Raw genomic sequence first — 20,203 nt, forward strand, 5'->3', positions numbered from 1 at the left:
TCAGTTCTCCCGAATTGTGGATCGTGGGTCGATGAGAGCGAGCACCACGTCGACGATGAAATTGATGAGAAGGACGATGGCGCCGTAGATCACGACCAGTGTCTGGGCGAGCGGGTAGTCCTTCTCGGTGATGGACTTGACCAGCGCCATGCCCATGCCGGGCCAGGCGAAGATGCTCTCGATGAGCACGGTGCCGGCAATCAGACCGCCCAGGAGGAGTCCGGCGAGCGTCAGCGTCGACGTCATGAGGTTGGGCATTGCATGACGGAAGTAGATTCGTGCCACGGGCATTCGCTTGGCGCGCGCCGTACGGATGTAGTCCATGTCCAACACGCCGAGTGCCTCTGCACGGACGATGCGCGACATCGAGGCGATGGCACCGATCGACATGGCCGCGACCGGGAGGATGTAGCTTTCCGGTCCACCTCGGCCGGCGACGGGCAGAACAGGGAACGTGACGGCAAAGAGGTAGACCAGCGCCGTACCGAACATGAACTCGGGGATCACGGCGATGGTGCCCGACGTTGCGGTGTAACCGATCTCGACTCCGCGTCGTCGACCGTTGCGGGTCAGTGCAGCGAAGATGAGGCCGATCGGAATGCCCACTAGCAGCACCGTGACGACTGTGAGTACAGCCAGTTCGAGTGTTGCCGGTAGGCGGGACGCGATCACCTCGAAGACCGGAGTCCTCAAGGTGATCGAGTCACCGGGATTCCCGCTCAGCAACCCGCCGACGAATCGGAAGTACTGCTGCCACAAGGGAAGGTCGTAACCGAGCTGAGACCTCGTTGTCTCGACCAGTTCGACCGGTGCGTTCATTCCCAGTGCCAACCGAACCGGGTCTCCCGGAATCAGTTGGAGCATCAGGAACGCCGCAGTCACCAGCGCCCAGAGTGAAATCACGAAGGTGCCGAAACGACGCAGAAGATATGCGGGCCAGCTGTCGGACTCGAGCCACTTTGCTCGAGCCTGAGGCGCCGCTTCTGGTTTCGCGGCTTCAATAGTTTGACTCATGGGCTGTCTTTCCGGAGGGCGGGATGCTGGGGCGGGAAGATATTTCAGAGTGGGCGGACGGCCTACTGGTAGAGACGCAGCGCAGAACCGTTGAGCGACTTGCCGAATGAGAGTCCGGCCTTGTTGAAGTACACGTTCATGACGGAGTCTGCGAAGGGCACGGCCGCGATCGTCTTGGTGAGCTCCGACTCGGCGTCGGCCCAGGCGTCACAAGCGTCGCTACCGGTCAGACCGGAAGCCTTGGTGGCTGCTGCTTCGTAGGCGGGGTTGCTGACCGATCCGAAGTTCTTGCCTGCTGCGGGAACCGGCCCGGCAAAGTACGCAGTGAAGGTGCTGGGCAGCGAGGAGTTGACCTGGACCCAGGCGATGTCCCAGGCAGAGTTGTCCTTACCGCTCAGAATGACGTCGATGATCTTGTTCGAGTCGCCCCCGGTCACCTCGACGTTTGCGCCGAGTTCGGACCACGCCGACTGAGCAAGTTCGGCCGCCGCGTTGCGCGGATCGTCGGTGCCGTCGTACACGAGGCGGAGATTGAGCGGCTTGCCGTCCTTGCTTCGCTTGCCGTCAGCGCCGGCGGTCCAACCAGCGCCGTCCAGTGTTGCCTTGGCGGCAGTGAGGTCGAAGTCCGGAATGTTGCCTGCGACAGAGTCGTAAACGCAGGCGCGCGGTTCGACCGCGACGAGGCTGGTTGCCCGGACCCCGTGTCCGGCGGTGATGACCTGAGTGAGGTCGTCGAGATCGACCGCTTGGATCAGGGCCTTGCGCACTGCGGGATCGCTGGTGGGATTACTCGCGATCTGGTTGAAGTACATCTGGCCTGCCGGCAGAGGCCGACCGACGGAGTCCAGATTGGCTGCCGCGACGCGGTCCTTGTCCGGACCGGCGATCGGAGCTGCGTTGAGTTCACCCGAGAGCAGCTGATTTGCGGCGGTGCTCACGTTCGGCGACATGGCGGCGACGACCGTCTTGGGGACGCCCGGGGTGTCGGAGGTCGTGCCGTCGGGGCCCCAGTTGTAGCCCTCGCGACGCTGGAACGTGTAGTGGTCGTTGGCGGCAACTTCGGTGACTTCGAACATGCCGGTGCCGAGCGACTTCTTGTTCGACGCTGTCGGATCTTTCAATCCGGCCTCGCACAGGATCGGCAGGCGACCGACGTTGAGAAGAAGGAACGGGCTCGGCGCCGGAGTGGTCACCGTGACACTGCGCGTTGCCGGATCGGCAGTCGCAGTGGCGCCGGTCGGTACGGAGGACCCGCGCAACTGAGAACCGTTGTCCGGGTTGGCCACGAAGTTGATGTTGTCCGCGACGGTCTGCGGTGTCAGCGTCGATCCGTCGGTACAGGTCACCCCGTCACGGATGGTGAAGGACGCCGAGGTCGGGGTCTCCTCCCACTTCTCCGCCAACCACGGTCCGACTTCACTGGTATCGGGATCCTGGTAGATCAGGTAGTCGTACGCCAAACGCGACAACTCGGCGGTCGCCGAGGCGGCCGACATGATCGGGTTGAGTGCACCCGGATCGGCCTGCAGGGCGAAACGGAAGGTCCCGTCGGTGGCCGGTTCACCGCCACTGGCGCCCGAGGACGTGCCTCCCGAGCCACAAGCAGACAACACAAGCGTGAGCCCTGCGGCTGCCGCAAGTGTTGGATAGAAGCGGTGTTTCATGGTGCCTCCGTGATGGAGCAGGGGCCCGAGCGAAAAACGTGAGGGCGCGGTTGAGTGTTGACTGCTAAATCTTGGCGCATGACGTGACGCGCATCTCTGTCGATCCTCACGAAAATCGGGTCGATTTTCGTCCGCTCCCACGAAAACCGTCAGGATCAGTGAATACCTGTCCGTATACCGACAGCGACCGGCGAAACACGACGATTTCCCCGGTCGCTACCGGCGGTCTACTGGTACAGGCGCAGGGCCGAACCGGTGAAATTACGGCCGAATGCGAGACCCGCATTGTTGAAGTAGAGAGTCGTGATCTTGTCGGCAAAAGGTACCGCGGAGTTTGCTTTGATGATCTCTGATTCGGCGTCTGCCCAAGCGGCACAAGCATCCTCGCCGGTCAGTCCCGAAGCCTTGGCGACGGCTGCGTCGTAGGCCGGGTTGGAGATCGACGAGAAATTGAGTCCCGCAGCTGGCACCGGACCGGAGAGGAAGGGTACGAGCATGCTGGGCAGCGCGACGTTGATCGGCTCCCACGCAACATCCCACGCGGTGTTGTCCTTGCCGCTGAGTGCTACATCGAGGATCTTGTTCGAGTCTCCGCTGGTGAGTTCGACAGTTGCGCCCAGATTGTTCCAAGCGTTGAGTGCGACGTCGGCGGCAGCATCGGTCGAGTCACCGAACGTTTCGTAGACCATCCGAAGTCGGAGCGGTGTGCCGTCCTTGCTGCGCTTACCGTCGGCACCGATTTTCCAGCCCGCTGATTCGAGAGTTTCTGCGGCTGCGCTGGGATCGAAGGCCGGCAGGTTTCCGGCGACAGAGTCGTAGATGCAGGCCCTCGGTTCGATGGACACCATCGTGGTAGACCGGGTTCCGCGGCCGGCGGTGAAGATCTCGGCGAGGTCGTCGAGATTGAGCGCCTGGACAAGGGCTTTGCGCACGGCCGGATCGCTGGTCGGATTACCCGGGCTGTGATTGAAGAACATCTCGCCTGCCGGAGCCGGCTGCTTGACCGTGTTCAGGTTCGCGGCATTCAATCGGTCCTGATCGGCGCCGGAGACGGCGGCGGCATTCAGATCACCGGACAACAGCTGATTCGCAGACGTACTCGTATTGGTCACGATGGACGCGACGACATTCTTGGGCACTCCGGCAGTGTCGGAGGTGGTGTCGTCAGGTCCCCAGTTGTATCCGTCGCGCCGAACGTAGGAGTAATGATCGTTGGCGACTGCCTCGGTCATCTGGAACATGCCCGATCCGAAGGTCGTCTTGTTTGCCGCCGTCGGATCCTTCAACCCTGCCTCGCACATGATCGGAATCCGCGCCAGATTGAGGAGCAGGAAGGGCGAGGGCTCCGGAGTCGTAACAGTCACTGTCCGTGTTGCCAGGTCGGCGTTGGCAGTTGCAGTTGCCGGTGCGTACACCCCGCGGAGAGCGGATTTGTTTGCGGCGTTCGTGATGAAGTTGACGGTGTCTGCGACAGTCTGAGCAGTCAGGGCGGATCCGTCGGTACAGGTGACGCCGTCGCGAATGGTGAACGACGCGGAAGTAGTTGTCTCTTCCCATTTTTCGGCGAGCCACGGCTTGGTGACGCCGGTATCGGGATCTGGGTTGAGCAGATAGTCGTAGCTCAGACGTGCCAGTGCGTGTGCCGGTGAAGCGGCAGTCATCAGCGGATTCAGAGCGCCGGGGTCGGCCACGAGTGCAAACTTGAAGGTGCCGTCGGTGAGCGGCTCACCCCCACCCGAACCTGATGATCCACCCGACGAGCATGCGGTCAGGGCAAGGACAGTGCCGGTTGCCGCGGCCAGTAGTGCGTAGGACCGTTGTTTCATGGTGCCTCCGGGAGATGAAGTCCCGACCCGAACGACGCGAGGTCTGTCGAGTGGGGAGCAAAAGACGATTGCATGAATCTTCACCCAACAAAAGAAGGAGAGCATCGTCCGAATTTACGAAGGTTCCGTGAGATTTGGTAGATCGCTACGACGTCGCCGGATAAAAGAGACGAATCTGGAGCATCAGACTGAATCGCGTCTCGGGGTCGTCGAGATCGATGCCGGCAATTCCGGCAAGCTTCTTGAGGCGGTACCGGAATGTGTTGACGTGGATGTGAACCAAGGACGCAGCCGCCGGAATGTCACCGAACATGTCGAGCCAGGCGCGGAGTGTGTCGACGAGGTTAATGTCGTGCGTGCGGTCGTATTCGCGTAGAACGGCGAGTGGACCCGACGCGGTCTCGTTCTCGTCAGCCAGGGCGTCGGAGAGGCGTAGAAGCAGGGAATTGATCTGCACGTCGTCGGCACGCGCGACGGTCCGGCCCGAGGAATTCCACGTCGACCTCAGAACGCGAAGCGCTCGGTCGGCTTCGTCGCGTGACTTCTCCAGCGTCATCACGTCGGTCACCGTTGCACCGATTCCGATGACCACCGACTTCTCCGAACGGGAACGGTCTGCGAACTCCGACGCGATCCGGCGCACGTAGTCGTCGTCGGTCTGATGCCGGGTGTGCGGGATGACGGCGTAGACGGTGCCGCCGATCGCTGCCGCCACCGACAGTGGAAATACCTGGTGGAGATAGGTATTGAGTGTCAGGGCCAGTTGATCGACGTCGGCTTCGGCCTCCAACGACGCGCCGGCGCCGCCACGGAAGCCGGCCGCAAGTACGTTTGCCTTCGAGCGGCCGTAGCCCAGTCGCTCGGCCGCTTCCTTGGCTGAAGTGCCGCCACTCAGTAACGTGATCACCTCGCCCAACCTCAGCCGTCGTGCGGAATCGGCTGCCAGCTTGGCGCGAAGCAAACTCATCGCGGCCACGCCCGCCGCCTCGACGAGCGTTTTGACCTGCAATTCGTTCGGCTCCTCGTCCAAGATCACCCAGATCGAACCGAGGATCTGCGATGCCGCATGTATTCGCATGCCGACGCGGGGCCTGATGCCCGGCCCGATACCCGGTAGAAATACCGGCAGGGTAGAGCCGTAGATCTTGTTGAAATACCCCATTGACCTGAGCCGATCGGAATAGTGCTGCGGCACTTGATGTCCGAGGACACTCTGCTTACGTGCCTCGTCGCCGAAGGCTTGATCCGCCGAGAACGCGAGGATCCGGCTCGACTGATTCTCGATGGTGACCGGGCCGTTCAATACCTGAGCGATCGAGTTGGCAAGATCGAACAGGTCGGCGTCGGCGGCCGACGTGCGGTCCCCGTTGTTGCCGGATTCGAGGATCTCGTTGATCAACGACGCGCTTTGCAGCCAGCTTGCATCCTTGACCATTCCGAGGAGTGCGACGTCGGTGTCGGCCACCGCTTTCTCGACGAGGCCGTCGAAGTCCAGGGGCTCTTTGACGATCAGCGCTACCGCACCTGCCGAGCCGTATTCTCTTACCGCCGTTGCGATATCGGCCGAACCTGCGAGACCTGCGCCGAGTACGACGGCGCCCGCACTGTCCTGGGTAGCTTCGGACCCTTCGTGCAGGGTCACGCGGCTGACAGTGCGGGCGCCGTCGACGGTGTCGCCACCGCTGAGGAACGTCATTCCCAGTCTGTCGACGATGTCGACGATCGATACTCCCGTAGGTGTGGTCACCACCACACCTTAGGGGGAGCGGGGTCGATCAGTTGTCTGGTTGCCCTGCTCAGTTGCTGGGCTGCTCCGCCACGGCCTTCTCGACGAACCGGCGGGTCTGATCGAACGCCGCGGGCACCTGGACGGAATCGGTCATGTCACTGATCTCGGACCACCGTTCGGCGACGACCTCGGGCGAGAGTGCGCCTTCGGGGATGTAGACGCCCTGCGACTCTTCCATGCGAGCGATCGCGAAGACGCCGGCGCCGGCGCTGAGGATGGTCTTCGTCGGTGCGTCATCGGAGACCATGAACAGTGCGCCGGGTGAAATCGATTCGGGTGCAAGCAGAGCGAGAGTCTTCTCGTCGAGGAGGTCTTCGGTCATGCGGGTCGCGGCGGTCGGGGCCAGCGAGTTGACGCGGATGCCCTTGCGTTCGCCCTCGATGGCGAGAACGTTCATCAGGCCGACGACGCCGGACTTCGCGGCGCCGTAGTTCGCCTGGCCGAAGTTGCCGTAAATTCCCGATGCTGACGTAGTCATGAGGATGCGTCCGTAGTTCTGTTCGACCATGTGCGGCCAGACTGCCTTGGAACAGATGACGGAACCCATCAGATGCACGTCGATGACTTTGCGGAAGTCGTCGAGCTCGGCCTTGATGAACGACTTGTCGCGCAGGATTCCGGCGTTGTTGATCAGGATGTCCACGCGGCCCCACTTGTCCACGGCCGTCGCGACCATGGCGGCAACGGCGTCGACGTCGGTGATGTCGCAGTGGTCCGCGATGGCCTCGCCGCCCAGCTCGACGATTTCCGCCACTACTTTGGCTGCTGCGGTATCAGCGCCGCCACTGCCGTTGACCGAGCCACCCATGTCGTTGACGACGACGCGTGCGCCGCGTGCGGCGAGGGCCAATGCGTGTGAACGGCCGAGTCCGCCGCCTGCGCCCGTGATGATCGCTACCTTGCCGGAAAAATCCAACGACATTGGAAAACCTCTCTGATCTGGGATACTACTCAGTATTACTATGCGATGGCGTGGAAACAGTCAAGGGCCGGCAGGCAGTGTGAATGGGAGTGGAAGTCGAATGAGTAGTGATCTTCCGGACGTGCGATCCGCGATCATCACCAGCGCCGCCGACGCCTTTGCCGAAGACGGTTACGCGGCCACGACTGTAGATTTACTGGCCGATCGAATCGGCGCCACCAAAGGTCTTGTCTACTACCACTTTCGTTCGAAGTTCGACATCTACCTGGCAATCTACGAGCGCGGGATGAGCCTGCTCCGCGCTGAGGTCGAGTCTCGGATGGGCGGGGCAGAAAGCGGCCTCGCGCGTCTCGAAGCGATGTCGCACGCCCACCTGGTCAATCTCATGACACATCTCGGGTACCACCACACGATCCACCAAGGCGTCCGGGGCCAGATGAACTCCGCGCTCAAACCGAGACAACAGCAAGTCCTCGTGGAACTGAATTCGCTGCGACTCGATTACGAGAATCTGTTCGTCGACGTGATGACCGAAGGTGTCGCGGATGGTTCCATTCGTGCGGGCTCACCTCGAATGGCGGCAAAAGTCCTCCTCAGCAGTCTCAACGGCATCGACCTCTGGTACCGAAGGCGTGAAGGGCAGACTTTGGCGGAGACGGAGTCGTTGGCGGACCAGATCGTCGAACTGTTGATCGGCGGATTGCGCGCTGCGAACTGACTGAAAGCTGCATTCGTCGAGCGGGTTTCCTCCGACCGGTTCGTGCTGTCCTGCGGCTTGTCGTTCGGTTTGTCCCGCTCTGACAGTCGGGGTAGCATGTTGGCGTCGTGCGCGGACTTGCGTAGGAATTCAGGGAAGAGGAGGTGTGGCTGTAATGCGTGGCCAACCTCCGAGTACCAACTGAAGCTGTAGCCGCCCGGGTTGATCCGGTATTTTGCTGCAGCTTCATCGTGTGTTCATCGGCTTCGGCTTTGCTGTGAAGCAAGCGTCGTCGTTCACTCTTCCCTCGAAAGCTGTTCAGCATGCGCGAATTTCGTCGTTCACGTTCGGTACTGCCGCGTCGTTCCGCGGGGCTCGGTGACTCACATCCCGGACACTCGCGTGCCGCACGCACCGTCGTCAAGGCTGCCCCGCCCGAGGCGGTGGCGCCCGTCGAATCGACCGTCGTCAACAGCGGCGTGTACCGCGACGGCGAGCGGATAGCGTCACCGTCCACGCTGGCGGAAGCACTGTCATGCCTTCCGGATTCGCAGTCGATGGCGTGGATCGGCATGTACCGGCCCGACGACGCCCAGTTGTATGCCGCTGCACAACATTTCGACCTCCACGAACTGGCGGTCGAGGATGCGATCGTCGCGCACCAGCGCCCCAAGCTCGAGCGCTACGGCAAGACACTGTTCGTGGTGCTGCGTGCTGCGCGGTACCGCGACGAGACCGAGCGGGTCGAATTCGGCGAGTTGCACATCTTCTGTGGTCCGAACTTCATTCTGACCGTCCGTCACAGTGAATCGCCGGATCTGTCGGCGGTGCGGACTCGCATGGAGAACGATCCTGACCTGTTGCGGTTGGGTACCGAGGCCGTTCTCTATGCCATTCTCGACGCAGTCGTCGACGGGTACGCCCCGGTGGTGGCCGGACTGCAGAACGACATCGACGAGATCGAAACCGAAGTATTCAGTGGCGATCCCGGAGTTTCGCGTCGCATCTACGAACTGACCCGTGAGGTGATCGAATTCCAGCGGGCGACGCGTCCGCTGCTGGGAATGCTGCGTGGGTTGTCGGCAGGGTTCGACAAGTACCACACGGACGAGGAACTCCAGCGATACCTGCGCGACGTCACCGACCATGCGACGACTGTGGTGGAGCGGGCCGACGGCTTTCGTCAGTTGCTCGGAAACATCCTCACGGTGAACGCAACTCTGGTGTCGCAGAACCAGAACGAGGAGATGCGCAATCTGACGCAGGCAAGCTACGCGCAGAACGAGGAGATCAAGAAGGTCTCGGCGTGGGCGGCAATTCTCTTCGCGCCGACGCTCATCGGAACCGTGTACGGGATGAACTTCGACGACATGCCGGAACTGCACTGGCACTTGGGCTATCCGTTTGCGCTCTCGATGATGTTCCTGACCTGTGGAAGTCTCTACACGATCTTCAAGCGTCGGGGCTGGCTGTAGAAAGCGCCGGCTGTAGAAAGCGCTGTGCGCCTTGCCAACCGAGATCGGTTGGCAAGGCGCACAGGTGTTTTTCGGGAGGGCGCTCGAATCAGAGCGTTGCGACGCAGACCGTGAACTTACGTTCCGGGTGCTCGAATCCCGAGTCTGCCCCCGAACCGCATTCGTCGATCGACGTGGAGTTCTGCAGGATTTCGACGACCTCGACGACGTTGGTGCCGCTGGTATCCGAGCATTCGATGCGGGCGGGCTCATCCATTCCGCTGCCGAGGTCCATGCATCCGCCGACTACCCAGTCGACGTCGAGACAGACAGCGCCCTGCTCGTCACCCGCGAGGGTCTCGTAGTAGTACGAGTCGACATCGGAGGCACACAGATCAGAGGTGGGAACCTTGGCGACCACCTTGTAGTTGGAATCCTTGCTACCGCAGTCCGCGTTGTCGATTTCTGCGGCCGTCGTGGTGCCTCCGAGCTTGACGCAATCACCGATCGACACGTCGATGTCGACGTCGCCGCCGTCGTCCGAGCCCTCCTGGCCGGTGATCTTCGAGGTGGTCGGGGCCGCGGAGGTAGTGGTCGAATCGGCAACCGAGGAAGATGATTCCGCAATGGCTTTCGGCTCGATGTCGGAACCGCAACCGACGGTGAAGGCGGCGATTGCAGAAGTTGCGATCACCGCAGTGCAAAGTCGCCGGACGATTCCGGACATAAGGACCCCTTTGTTGATTCTTGGATAATTCTGTTGGTTCGTGGATTGTTCGGGACCTATTCCAATACATCGGTAGTCGAATTGCCAACCGGACTGTCAGTATGGGTAGGTGGAGCTACCCCTGATGCCGCCGCTTGCCCCGATGCTCGCGAAGGCTGCGGCCACTGTGCCGCCTCAGCCCGAGTCCGGTGACCCGACGTGGTCGTACGAGCCGAAATGGGACGGATTTCGAGCAATCATCTTTCGTGACGGTGACGAAGTGGTGCTCGGGTCGCGAGGAGGAAAGGACCTGGCGCGGTACTTTCCCGAAGCGGTGGAAGCTGTCAAGTCTGAATTGCCCGAAAAATGTGTCGTGGACGGAGAACTGGTGGTTCCCCGTGAGATCGACGGTGTGACGCGTCTGAGTTGGGAAGCGCTCTCCGAGCGGATTCATCCCGCCGCGAGCCGCGTCGCATTGTTGTCGGAACAGACGCCCGCGCAATTTGTCGGGTTCGATTTACTGGCGCTCGGCGATCGCGACGTCTCGATCGAGGACTTCGGGGTCCGACGTGCGCTGCTCCTCGATTGCATCGGTGGCGGGCCGAGTTGCCACGTCACGGCAGCGACGGCCGACAGCGCCGAAGCAATGGCCTGGTTCGAAACCTTCGAAGGCGCGGGTCTCGACGGGGTTGTCGCCAAGAAGCTGGCGGGACCGTACCTGCCGAACAAGCGCGAGATGATCAAGGTGAAACACGCCAGGACCGCGGATGTCGTACTGCTGGGCTACCGTCCCCACAAGAGTCAGCCAGGTATCGGGTCGATGCTTCTTGGTCTGTACGACGGTTCCGAATTGAAGATGGTCGGTGGCGCTTCTGCTTTCACCGCGGCGCGGCGGATCGAGTTGTTGGCCGAACTCGAACCTTTGCGCCTCGGGGACGACGTTGTAGCCGAGGGAGAGGCCAGCCGGTGGAGATCGGCCGCAGACCGCTCCTGGATTCCGCTTCGTCCTGAGCGGGTGCTCGAAGTGGCGTACGACCAGATGGAAGGGGAACGCTTTCGGCACGCTGCACGATTCCTGCGCTGGCGTCCGGACAGGGTGCCCGACGAATGCACATTCGATCAGTTGGAGGTTCCGGTGCGATACGACTTCGCGGATGTTCTTGCAGGCGGTAAGTGATGGCGAGCCCGGCAGAGGAACTGGACGTCGACGGGATCGCGGTCCGATTGTCGAGCCCGGACAAGATCTACTATCCGCAGTTGGGTGAGGACGGCGGAACCAAACGGCATCTTGTCGAGTACTACCGAACGGTGGCGCTGCAGGGTGCAGCGTTGCGGGCGCTCCAAGATCGGCCCACGCATCTTCAGCGATTCCCCGACGGCATCGAGGGCGAAGAGGTTTACCAGAAGCGGCTGCCGGCAAAACGGCCCGAGCACGTCGAATCCTGCGAGGTCACGTTCCCGTCGGGTCGCAAGGCCGACGTCCTTCGAGTGCGAAGTGCTGCGAACATCGTGTGGGCCGCCAATCTCGGGACTGTCACGTTTCATCCCTGGGCCGTGCGGTGCCCGGACACCGACCACCCGGACGAACTGCGCATCGATCTCGATCCGCAACCGGGGACCGGGTTCGACGAGGCCGTTGCCATCGCGGACGAGGTCCTTCGCCCTCTGCTCGCTGAGTTGGGATTGGAAGGATTTCCCAAGACGTCCGGTGGCCGAGGCCTTCACGTCTACATCCCGCTCGAGGCGCGCTGGGATTTTGTCGAGGTCCGTCACGCGGGTATCGCCCTCGCCCGTGAAGTCGAGCGTCGTAGTGCCGATCGCGCCACAACTGCGTGGTGGAAGGAAGAGCGGGGTGAACGGATCTTCATCGACTTCAATCAGAATGCCCGTGACCGGACGATCGCGGCGGCGTATTCCGCTCGTAAGACGCCGATCGCAACTGTGTCGACGCCGGTGACCTGGGACGAACTGCGCGACGTGCATCCAGACGACTGCACCATCGCCACGGTTCCCGGCTTGCTCGCCGATCGTGGTGATCCGATGGAAGCCATGCACGACAAGGCCTTTGCCCTCGATGTTCTGTTGGAGATGTGGGAGAAGGATCTGGCGGCAGGACTGGGCGATCTGCCGTACCCGCCGAACTATCCCAAAATGCCCGGTGAACCCAAACGTGTTCAACCGAGCAAGGACCGCGATCGGAAGAACAAAGACGGGTAGCGTCAGAGGCGGACATATCGGGTAATTCGATCAGACGTCGAATGTACGGTCACGTCGAATGCACTGTGGGGGTTGGATATGGATCGCCGGAAAATGCGAGCAGCAAGCTTAGCGGCGGGCGGTGTGATTCTTGCCGCCTTCGGATTGTCACTCGGTAGCGGAACAGCGTCAGCCGCGACGTTGGATTGTTCGGCGCGCGGGCAAGATCAGACGATCGTCGACGGGTCATCCGCATGCCGAGCGGTGGCAGATCCCTCCAGTTACGCGATTTCACACGTCGAGGGCGACGGCGTCGGCGTCGCGGATTCTCGAGACGGCGGCAGGTCGGCAGGCCTCGGCCTCTTCGGCGGCGTTGCTGCGGCGGAGTCGCGCGGTGGGTTACTTGCCGCGGTCGCGTACGGCCCGGGTTCGCTCGCACTCGGTCGCACCGACTCCTCACCCTTTGCCGTGGTGCTCAGCGGACCTGGCGGCAGAGCGGCAGTGGGTGACGCGGACGTCGGGGCGATCTGCTCAGGTGGTCCCACCCTTGTTTTCAATATCGCCACAGGTCAGGGATGTTTCAGCGACGGCACTTCGACGTGGGTCACCCCGTGAGGGCACCCCGGCCCTGAGCCTCTTGCGTGACAGTGGTCACAATGGTGTCAAGCTCCTGCCACCGATCGGGTGACCGGGCAACTTGATCAGCGGGGATCGGAGGACGCGATGACTCCCAGTGCACGACGGGGTTCACTCGCCCGGGTGGAGGTGCCTTCGCGCACCGAGCTGTACGTGGACCGGCGATTCCTTCCCTTGGCCGACCGCTTCTTCGCGATGTATCGCCAACCGCAACAAGGCGGCGGCGCGCTGGTCGTGTACCTGGGCGGCGAGAAAGTGCTCGACATCTGGGCCGGCAATGCCGATCGTGATCGGCGCTGGGACCACGACACGGTGTCGCTGTCGTTCTCGACCGGCAAAGGCGTCGCCAGCACCGTCGTTCACCGACTCGCCGAACGTGGGTTGATCGACTACGACGCCCCGGTTGCTCGGTACTGGCCTGAATTCGCGGCGGCCGGCAAGGACAAGATCACCGTCCGCGAACTGATGTCACATCGCGCGGGCCTTCACCGAGTTCGCGGCTTGATGCCGCATCCTCTCGACCTGATGGACTACGACGCGGTCGTTGCCGCCCTGGCTGCCGAGAAACCGGATCCGCGTCGGCTTCGAGGCCCCGGCTATCACGCTGTGACCTACGGCTGGTTGGTAGCCGAACTTGTGGCCAGGGTGTCCGGTCAGCCGTTCATCGACGTCGTACAAGCGGAGATAGCGAAGCCCCTCGGAGTCGACGAATTCTGGTACCGCGTACCCGAAACCGAACGTCCACGGATCGCGAAGCTGTTCCCACATATCAACCCTGCCGGCTTGAACTGGGCCTTCGCGTCGACCGTGCTCTCACACGTCGGTCCGACTCGCGGACTCGCGGAGGCCGCGATGCCGGACGGTTTCGACGTCATGGTGCGCAACCCGGCTGTCCACGACGCCGTCATGCCGGGCTGGAACGGAGTGTTCAGCGCGCGTGCTCTCGCGAAGATGTACGGCGCCATCGCGAACGGCGGCGTGATCGACGGGAAGCGGTTCCTGAAGGAATCGACCATCGACCAGATGTCGACCATCCAGACTCGCGATCGGGATTACGTGCTGGCGGTGCGGCCCAACTGGACTCTCGGTTACCACCCGCCGATCATTGCCGCGCGGCGGCAGCCGCGGAATGCGATAGGCCACTACGGAGTCGGCGGTTCAGGCGCGTATGCGGACCTGTCCAGCGGACTCTCGCTCGGTTTCACCACCAACAGGTTGGGTAGTGCTGTGACAGCTCTCGGTGATCTTCGCCTTGCGAGGCTCGGCGCCGAGGCGCAGGAGTTGGTTCGTCGAATCTGACACGAAGGGAATGCCATGAGCAGCAACGTGTACCGGGTGACCGAGATCGTCGGCTCGTCCACCGAGAGCAGTGACGCGGCAATTCGCACCGCCATCGCCCGGGCGAACGAGACGGTGCGCAACCTCGAATGGTTCGAGGTGGTGGAAACTCGCGGTCACATCGAGAACGGCGCCGTGGCGCATTTCCAGGTCACGTTGAAGGTCGGCTTCCGGCTCGACGGCGACGAATCTTGAGTCGTCGTTCATGAGTGTTGATCTCAGGGCGGCCGTCGGGTTCATGGCGGGACATGCCAGAACTCTCGATCGGCATCGACTGAATTTGATTCTCGGACAGGGTGACCGGACCGCGGCATTGGCGGCTGTGGACAGTTATCGCAACCCGGACGGTGGGTACGGCTGGGGACTCGAACCGGATCTTCGCTCGGCATCGAGCCAACCTGGCGGCGCGCTGCACGCCTTCGAAGCCTTTGCCGACATCGGAACGCCGACGCCCAGAGCCATCGAGCTGTGCGACTGGTTGCAGACCAAGTCGCTGGCAGACGGCGGTTTGCCGTTCGCCTTCCCGATCGCCGACCCGGCCGGTTGTGCGCCCTTCTGGGTGGATGCGGATCCGTTGGCGCCGTCGTTGCAGATCACCAGCATCGTGTGTGCTGCAGCGGCTCGCGTTGCCGAATTCGACGAGGCCGTCGCCGAACATCCGTGGTTCGCCTCTGCCGTTCGATATTGCCTCGACGCGATCGACGGGGCGGATTCTCTGCATGCCCTCGAGCTGGCCTTTGCCTTGCAGTTTCTCGACGCGGTTCACCGGAACAGTCCCGAAGCGTCGTCGTTGGTGAGCACTCTTGGTTCGCGTATCCCGGCTGACGGCTTGGTTCACGTGGACGGGGGAGCCGAGGGCGAATTCATGCGGCCCCTCGATTTCTCACCGCTTCCCGGCGGCCCGACCCGCGCGTTGTTCGACGCATCAGTGATCGAGTCCGAACTGTCTGCGCTCGCTGCGCGACAACATGGCGACGGCGGTTGGGCGGTGGATTTCGACAGCTATTCACCCGCCGCGGCGTTGGAATGGCGAGGTCACGCCACCGTGCAGGCGGTGTGGCTGCTGAAGCGCAATGGGGTGATCTGAAAACGATTCTCGCGCCAAATTGGAACACGTTATAGTCTGGGAACCAGTTCGAGCTTCGTGTTTCAGGGATAGGGGAATGTCATGGCGTATGTGATCACGCAGCCGTGCTGCAACGACGCCTCGTGTGTTGACGTGTGTCCGGTCAATTGCATTCACCCGACACCGGACGAAGCTCCGTTCGCGACCACCGAAATGCTCTACATCGATCCCGACACCTGCATCGATTGTGGTGCGTGTGTGGACGAGTGCCCGGTCGAGGCGATCTTCCCGGACAACGAACTCGACGAGGACGACGCGCCGTACCTGCAGATGAACGCGTCGTACTTCGAGAAGCATCCGATGGGCCCGGATTGGCCCGAGCCGATCACGATGGCCAAGATCGATCCCGAACTGGGAACGCTGAAAGTGGCGATCGTCGGCTCCGGCCCCGCAGCCTGCTATGCGGCGATGGAACTGACCGGCAAGCCTCGCGTCGAGGTCGACATGTTCGATCGGCTTCCCACTCCCTACGGATTGGTGCGCGCCGGCGTGGCGCCGGATCATCCCGGAACCAAGGGGGTCACCGATCAGTTCCGCGCCGTCGTCGCGAAGAAGACTGTGCGCTGCCACTTCAACGTCGAGGTGGGCACCCACATCTCGCATTCGGAACTCTTGGACCATCACCACGCAGTGATCTACGCGGTGGGCGCTGCCGGGGATCGCAAGCTCGAGATCCCGGGCGAGGATCTGCCGGGAAGTCACGCCGCCACCGAGTTCGTCGCCTGGTACAACGGCCACCCGGGATATGCCGATCGGACTTTCGATCTGTCCGGCGAGCGAGCGGTGATCGTCGGAAACGGCAACGTCGCACTCGACGTCGCACGCATCCTGGTGACCGACCCTGACCAGCTTGCGAAGACGGACCTCGCCGAGCATGCATTGGAAGCACTGCGGAACAGCAAGATTCGTGAGGTGGTCATTCTCGGGCGTCGTGGGCCGGCGCAGGCCGCGTACACCAATCCCGAACTGTTGGCGCTCGGACAGATGGCGAACGTGGACGTAGTCGTCGACCCGATCGAAGCTGAACTCGACGAGGCCAGTCAGGCGTTCGTGGAAAGCGATGCCGCCGAGCCGTCCGTCCTGCTCAAGGTCAAGCAGGCGCAGGAATTTGCTTCGCGTACCGCAGATCCTTCTCGCAAGCGGATCGTTCTCCGGTTCCTCACCTCTCCCGTCGAGGTCCTCGGCGACGGTGCAGTCTCACAGGTGAGGATCGTGAAAAACCAATTGGTGGCAACGCCGACCGGTCAGCTCTCCGCCCGGCCTACCGAGACCGAGGAGACGATCGACACTTCACTGGTGCTTCGGTCGGTCGGATACCGCGGCACACCGATGGCCGACTTGCCCTTCGACGACGCTCGCGGCGTGATCCCCAACGAGAACGGCAGAGTAATCGACACCGAGACCGGCACGCCGATCCCGGGTGTCTACGTCGCGGGTTGGATCAAGCGCGGACCGACTGGCGTGATCGGCACCAACAAGTACTGCTCCGCCGAGACCGTGTCGATGATCTTCGACGACTTCGCTGGTGGGCGCCTCGCCACCCCGACCGAGGATGCCGACAAGTTGCAGGTTTTGTTGGCAGACCGGTCGCCGGATCAGGTGGACTATCAAGGTTGGCAGCGTATCGACAAGGCAGAACGCGCATCCGGTGCCGCAACCGGACGACCGCGAACCAAACTCATCTCCATCGAATCCATGTTGGCGGCTGCCCGCAGCGACGGATAGCAACGTTTGGGCGAACATCCGAATTGCTCGATTGCCGCTTTTGTGTGTTAATGACTATGGAAATGTGCGGTTTGCTCTCTTCGGCGTGCTCGGGTGTGTAGGTGTGCTCCGAGCGGGTGCGTCCGAATGGTGCATCGGCATCGGTACCAGGCGGGTATCGATGCCGGCCGCGCAAAATCCACGTGAGTACGTGGTCAGTCGAGCGAAGGTAGTGACATGGGCAGCAAAAAGGGTCGTCGGACGTCACGGGTTGCCGTGGCAATCGTCGGAGCGGTGGCTGCCGGCCTGGCTCTCGCCGGACCTTCCGCGGCCGTTCCTCTCTTCCCCGGTGGACCGGACATTCCGTTGCCCGTCATTCCCGGCGTTCCGTACCTCGACCCGGCAATTCCGGTTCCGGGCATCCCGGGTACGCCGATCCAGGCGCCCATCGGCGTCCCCAACTTCTCCGCTCCGTCGCTCAATCCGTCCGCGGGTGAGACAGTCGGCATCGCGCAACCGATCATCATTCGATTCAACGAGGCCGTCGGCGACCGTGCTACGGCCGAACGCGCGATTCGCGTGACCACCGATCCGCCGGTCGAGGGCAGCTTCTACTGGATCAACGACAGCCAGGTCCGTTGGAAGCCGACACAGTTCTGGCCGGCGAACATCTCCGTGACCGTCGACGCCGGTGATTCGCACTCCACGTTCAACATCGGTGACGCACTCGTCACCGTCGCGGACGACAACACCAAGCAGGTCACCGTCACCCGCAACGGTGAGGTCGTGCGCACCATGCCGACGTCGTTCGGCAAGCCGGGTCACGAAACACCGAACGGCACGTACATCGTCGGCGAGCAGTTGCGCGACATGTACATGGATTCGTCCACGTACGGCGTCCCGATCGATTCTCCCGAGGGTTACCGCACCTACGTCGAGTACGCGACACGAATTTCCTACAGTGGCATCTTCGTCCATGCCGCTCCGTGGTCGGTTGCGCAACAAGGTTTCACCAACGTCAGCCACGGCTGCCTCAATGTCAGCACCGAGGACGCCAAGTGGTTCTTCGAGAACGCAGGCAAGGGTGACCCGGTGATCGTGCAGAACACCGCAGGTGGAGTCCTCAGCGGCGCCGACGGATTGGGCGACTGGAACCGCTAGACATCGACGAGGAAGGCCCTGCGCGAGAAGTATTCGCGCAGGGCCTTTTTCGTGTCGCGTTCAGCTCGAGTGTCTTGTACGTTCACCATTCATTCGTTGCGGGCGGTCAGACTGCCTCAGTGAGATCGAGTCCGGAAAGAACGCTGCCCACATCAGGCAAGCCAGGTCTGTGGGGCAGACCATGGCGTGATTACGCGCTCTTCGCGCTCTTGGTCGGCCCCAATCTCGCGTTGCTGATCTTGTTCACCTATCGCCCGCTGGTGGACAACATCCGACTTTCGTTCTTCGACTGGAACATTGCGGACCCGAAGGCGACGTTCATCGGGCTGAGCAACTACCGCGAGTGGTTCGGACGAAGTGACACCTGGCAGATCGTCACCAACACAGTGATATTCACGTTGGTTACAGTGGTGGGTTCGATGGTCATCGGTTTGGCGTTGGCCATGCTGCTCGATCGCAAGCTCGTCGGGCGAAACCTGGTTCGGTCGGCCATCTTCGCGCCGTTCGTGATCTCCGGTGCAGCGATCGGTGTCGCGTTTCAGTTCGTCTTCGACCCCAACTTCGGCCTGATCCAGGATCTCCTGCACCGTGTCGGACTCCAATCGCCCGACTTCTATCAGGATCCCCACTGGGCGCTGTTCATGGTGACGGTGACATACATGTGGAAGAACCTCGGGTACACGTTTGTCATCTATCTCGCTGCACTGCAAGGAGTTCGGCAGGAGCTGAACGAAGCTGCCGAAATCGACGGCGCCAAGCCGTGGACCAAGTTCCGCCGGGTTCTCCTACCTCAGTTGCGCCCGACGACGTTCTTCCTCTCCATCACCGTCATGCTCAACTCGCTCCAGGTCTTCGACATCATCAACGTCATGACCCGTGGTGGCCCGCTGGGTACGGGGACGACAACGATGGTCTACCAGGTGTACAACGAGACGTTCCGAAACTTCCGGGCGGGCTACGGTGCGACGGTTGCCACCATCATGTTCCTGATCCTGCTGATCATCACCGTCTACCAGGTTCGTGCCATGGATCGGGGAGAAGAGAAATGACAGCGGTAGAGGAAAAGAAAAGCGCTGCTCCGACTTCCGTCGTTAGGCCGGGGCCGGACCGCAAGAACGTGGACCGGCGTGAGGTCGGTGTGAAGATCCTCGGCTATGCGGCAATGGTGATCGCGTTGGTCATCATCGTCCTGCCGCTCTACTGGATCGTGATGACCTCGTTCAAGGAGCGCCCGGAGATCTACACGCAGCCGGCAACGTGGTGGCCGTCGTCGCTGCATCCCGAAAACTATTCGGAAGCAACCACATCGGTCCCGTTCTGGATGTTCTTGCGGAACTCGATAGTGATCACGACGATTCTGTCGGCGGCGAAGTTCGTTCTGGGGACTCTCAGCGCCTATGGGCTTGTTTTCCTGCGCTTCCCGGGGAAGAACTTCGTCTTTCTCGGAATCATCGCCGCATTGATGGTTCCGAACCAGATCACCGTGATCTCGAATTACGCGCTCGTGGCAGAGTGGGGCTGGCGTAACACGTTCCAGGGCATCATAGTTCCGCTCGCGGGTGTAGCCTTCGGTACGTTCCTCATGCGCAACCACTTCCTCTCGATCCCTTCGGAGATCGTCGAGGCGGCGCGGATGGACGGAGCCGGCCACTGGCGGTTGCTCTGGCGCGTGGTGCTCCCCGTTTCCGGACCCACGATGGTGGCGTTCGGCATCATCACGGTGGTCAACGAATGGAACGAGTACCTGTGGCCGTTCCTCATGTCCGACGATTCCTCGGTAGCGCCGCTGCCGATCGGATTGACCCAACTGCAGAACAACGACGGACTTACCAACTGGGGTCCGGTCATGGCAGGAACGGTGCTGACGATGCTACCGATCCTGGTGATTTTCCTTCTGCTGCAACGACACATGATCAAGGGCCTCACCTCCGGTGCGGTCAAGGGCTGACAGCTTTCCCGTCACATTTCTT

General features: G+C 62.0%; 18 protein-coding genes. 12 read left to right on the forward strand and 6 right to left on the reverse strand.

Annotation, left to right across the window (positions count from 1 at the left end):
- The 5 genes from ASU23_RS08280 to ASU23_RS08300 form a co-directional block, all read right to left on the reverse strand.
- A complete protein-coding gene (locus ASU23_RS08280; RefSeq protein WP_003940249.1) occupies positions 1 to 1,014 on the reverse strand; it encodes an ABC transporter permease in 1,014 nt (337 codons plus the stop codon).
- 62 nt (positions 1,015 to 1,076) lie between these two features.
- A complete protein-coding gene (locus tag ASU23_RS08285; RefSeq protein ID WP_003940335.1) occupies positions 1,077 to 2,678 on the reverse strand; it encodes an ABC transporter substrate-binding protein in 1,602 nt (533 codons plus the stop codon).
- 227 nt (positions 2,679 to 2,905) lie between these two features.
- The gene (locus ASU23_RS08290; protein WP_003940579.1) at positions 2,906 to 4,504 is read right to left on the reverse strand and encodes an ABC transporter substrate-binding protein; all 1,599 of its coding nucleotides are present in this window, start codon (positions 4,502 to 4,504) and stop codon (positions 2,906 to 2,908) included.
- A gap of 145 nt (positions 4,505 to 4,649) precedes the next feature.
- Entirely contained in the window at positions 4,650 to 6,251 is a 1,602-nt protein-coding gene (locus tag ASU23_RS08295; RefSeq protein WP_058037895.1) for a CdaR family transcriptional regulator, read from the reverse strand.
- A 49-nt stretch (positions 6,252 to 6,300) separates the two neighbouring features.
- Positions 6,301 to 7,215 carry an SDR family NAD(P)-dependent oxidoreductase gene (locus tag ASU23_RS08300; RefSeq protein ID WP_007731375.1) on the reverse strand — a complete coding sequence of 305 codons (915 nt, stop codon included), beginning with the start codon at positions 7,213 to 7,215 and terminating at the stop codon, positions 6,301 to 6,303.
- A 100-nt stretch (positions 7,216 to 7,315) separates the two neighbouring features.
- Here ASU23_RS08300 and ASU23_RS08305 point away from each other — a divergent pair, with 100 nt between their 5' ends.
- Together ASU23_RS08305 and ASU23_RS08310 are read left to right on the forward strand one after the other, a co-directional pair.
- Positions 7,316 to 7,933, forward strand: coding sequence for a TetR/AcrR family transcriptional regulator (locus ASU23_RS08305; RefSeq protein ID WP_007731377.1), 618 nt, complete (start codon positions 7,316 to 7,318; stop codon positions 7,931 to 7,933).
- A 302-nt stretch (positions 7,934 to 8,235) separates the two neighbouring features.
- A complete protein-coding gene (locus ASU23_RS08310) occupies positions 8,236 to 9,387 on the forward strand; it encodes a magnesium and cobalt transport protein CorA (RefSeq protein WP_007731382.1) in 1,152 nt (383 codons plus the stop codon).
- Between the two features lie 88 nt (positions 9,388 to 9,475).
- On the opposite strand, the gene ASU23_RS08315 is transcribed toward ASU23_RS08310, so the two are convergent.
- Complete coding sequence (locus ASU23_RS08315) at positions 9,476 to 10,093, reverse strand: hypothetical protein (protein ID WP_007731384.1); 618 nt, start codon at positions 10,091 to 10,093, stop codon at positions 9,476 to 9,478.
- Between the two features lie 109 nt (positions 10,094 to 10,202).
- Between ASU23_RS08315 and ASU23_RS08320 the strand changes: the two genes are divergently transcribed.
- From ASU23_RS08320 to ASU23_RS08365, 10 genes are all read left to right on the forward strand, one after another.
- Complete coding sequence (locus ASU23_RS08320) at positions 10,203 to 11,249, forward strand: ATP-dependent DNA ligase (protein ID WP_003940354.1); 1,047 nt, start codon at positions 10,203 to 10,205, stop codon at positions 11,247 to 11,249.
- Positions 11,249 to 12,289, forward strand: coding sequence for a non-homologous end-joining DNA ligase (ligD, locus tag ASU23_RS08325; protein ID WP_003940248.1), 1,041 nt, complete (start codon positions 11,249 to 11,251; stop codon positions 12,287 to 12,289). The genes ASU23_RS08320 and ligD overlap by 1 nt, the downstream gene beginning before the upstream one ends.
- 93 nt (positions 12,290 to 12,382) lie before the next feature.
- Positions 12,383 to 12,883: a DUF6764 family protein gene (locus ASU23_RS08330; RefSeq protein WP_007731389.1), complete on the forward strand. Its 501-nt coding sequence runs from the start codon at positions 12,383 to 12,385 to the stop codon at positions 12,881 to 12,883.
- A gap of 108 nt (positions 12,884 to 12,991) precedes the next feature.
- Positions 12,992 to 14,203, forward strand: coding sequence for a serine hydrolase domain-containing protein (locus tag ASU23_RS08335; RefSeq protein WP_003940004.1), 1,212 nt, complete (start codon positions 12,992 to 12,994; stop codon positions 14,201 to 14,203).
- Between the two features lie 15 nt (positions 14,204 to 14,218).
- Positions 14,219 to 14,437 carry a dodecin gene (locus tag ASU23_RS08340; RefSeq protein WP_003939815.1) on the forward strand — a complete coding sequence of 73 codons (219 nt, stop codon included), beginning with the start codon at positions 14,219 to 14,221 and terminating at the stop codon, positions 14,435 to 14,437.
- 10 nt (positions 14,438 to 14,447) lie between these two features.
- Positions 14,448 to 15,329: a hypothetical protein gene (locus ASU23_RS08345; protein ID WP_058037703.1), complete on the forward strand. Its 882-nt coding sequence runs from the start codon at positions 14,448 to 14,450 to the stop codon at positions 15,327 to 15,329.
- An 81-nt stretch (positions 15,330 to 15,410) separates the two neighbouring features.
- Complete coding sequence (locus tag ASU23_RS08350) at positions 15,411 to 17,093, forward strand: FAD-dependent oxidoreductase (RefSeq protein ID WP_058037704.1); 1,683 nt, start codon at positions 15,411 to 15,413, stop codon at positions 17,091 to 17,093.
- A 216-nt stretch (positions 17,094 to 17,309) separates the two neighbouring features.
- On the forward strand, positions 17,310 to 18,233 hold the full coding sequence (locus tag ASU23_RS08355) for an Ig-like domain-containing protein (RefSeq protein ID WP_058037705.1): 924 nt from the start codon (positions 17,310 to 17,312) through the stop codon (positions 18,231 to 18,233).
- Between the two features lie 74 nt (positions 18,234 to 18,307).
- Positions 18,308 to 19,282 (forward strand): carbohydrate ABC transporter permease, encoded by a 975-nt coding sequence (locus ASU23_RS08360; protein ID WP_172827032.1) that lies wholly within the window; start codon positions 18,308 to 18,310, stop codon positions 19,280 to 19,282.
- Positions 19,279 to 20,181, forward strand: coding sequence for a carbohydrate ABC transporter permease (locus ASU23_RS08365; RefSeq protein ID WP_003939837.1), 903 nt, complete (start codon positions 19,279 to 19,281; stop codon positions 20,179 to 20,181). The genes ASU23_RS08360 and ASU23_RS08365 overlap by 4 nt, the downstream gene beginning before the upstream one ends.
- The last annotated feature ends 22 nt before the right edge of the window (positions 20,182 to 20,203 follow it).

This window comes from Rhodococcus sp. KB6 (assembly GCF_001445685.1).
In the GTDB taxonomy this organism is placed as follows: domain Bacteria; phylum Actinomycetota; class Actinomycetes; order Mycobacteriales; family Mycobacteriaceae; genus Rhodococcus_F; species Rhodococcus_F qingshengii.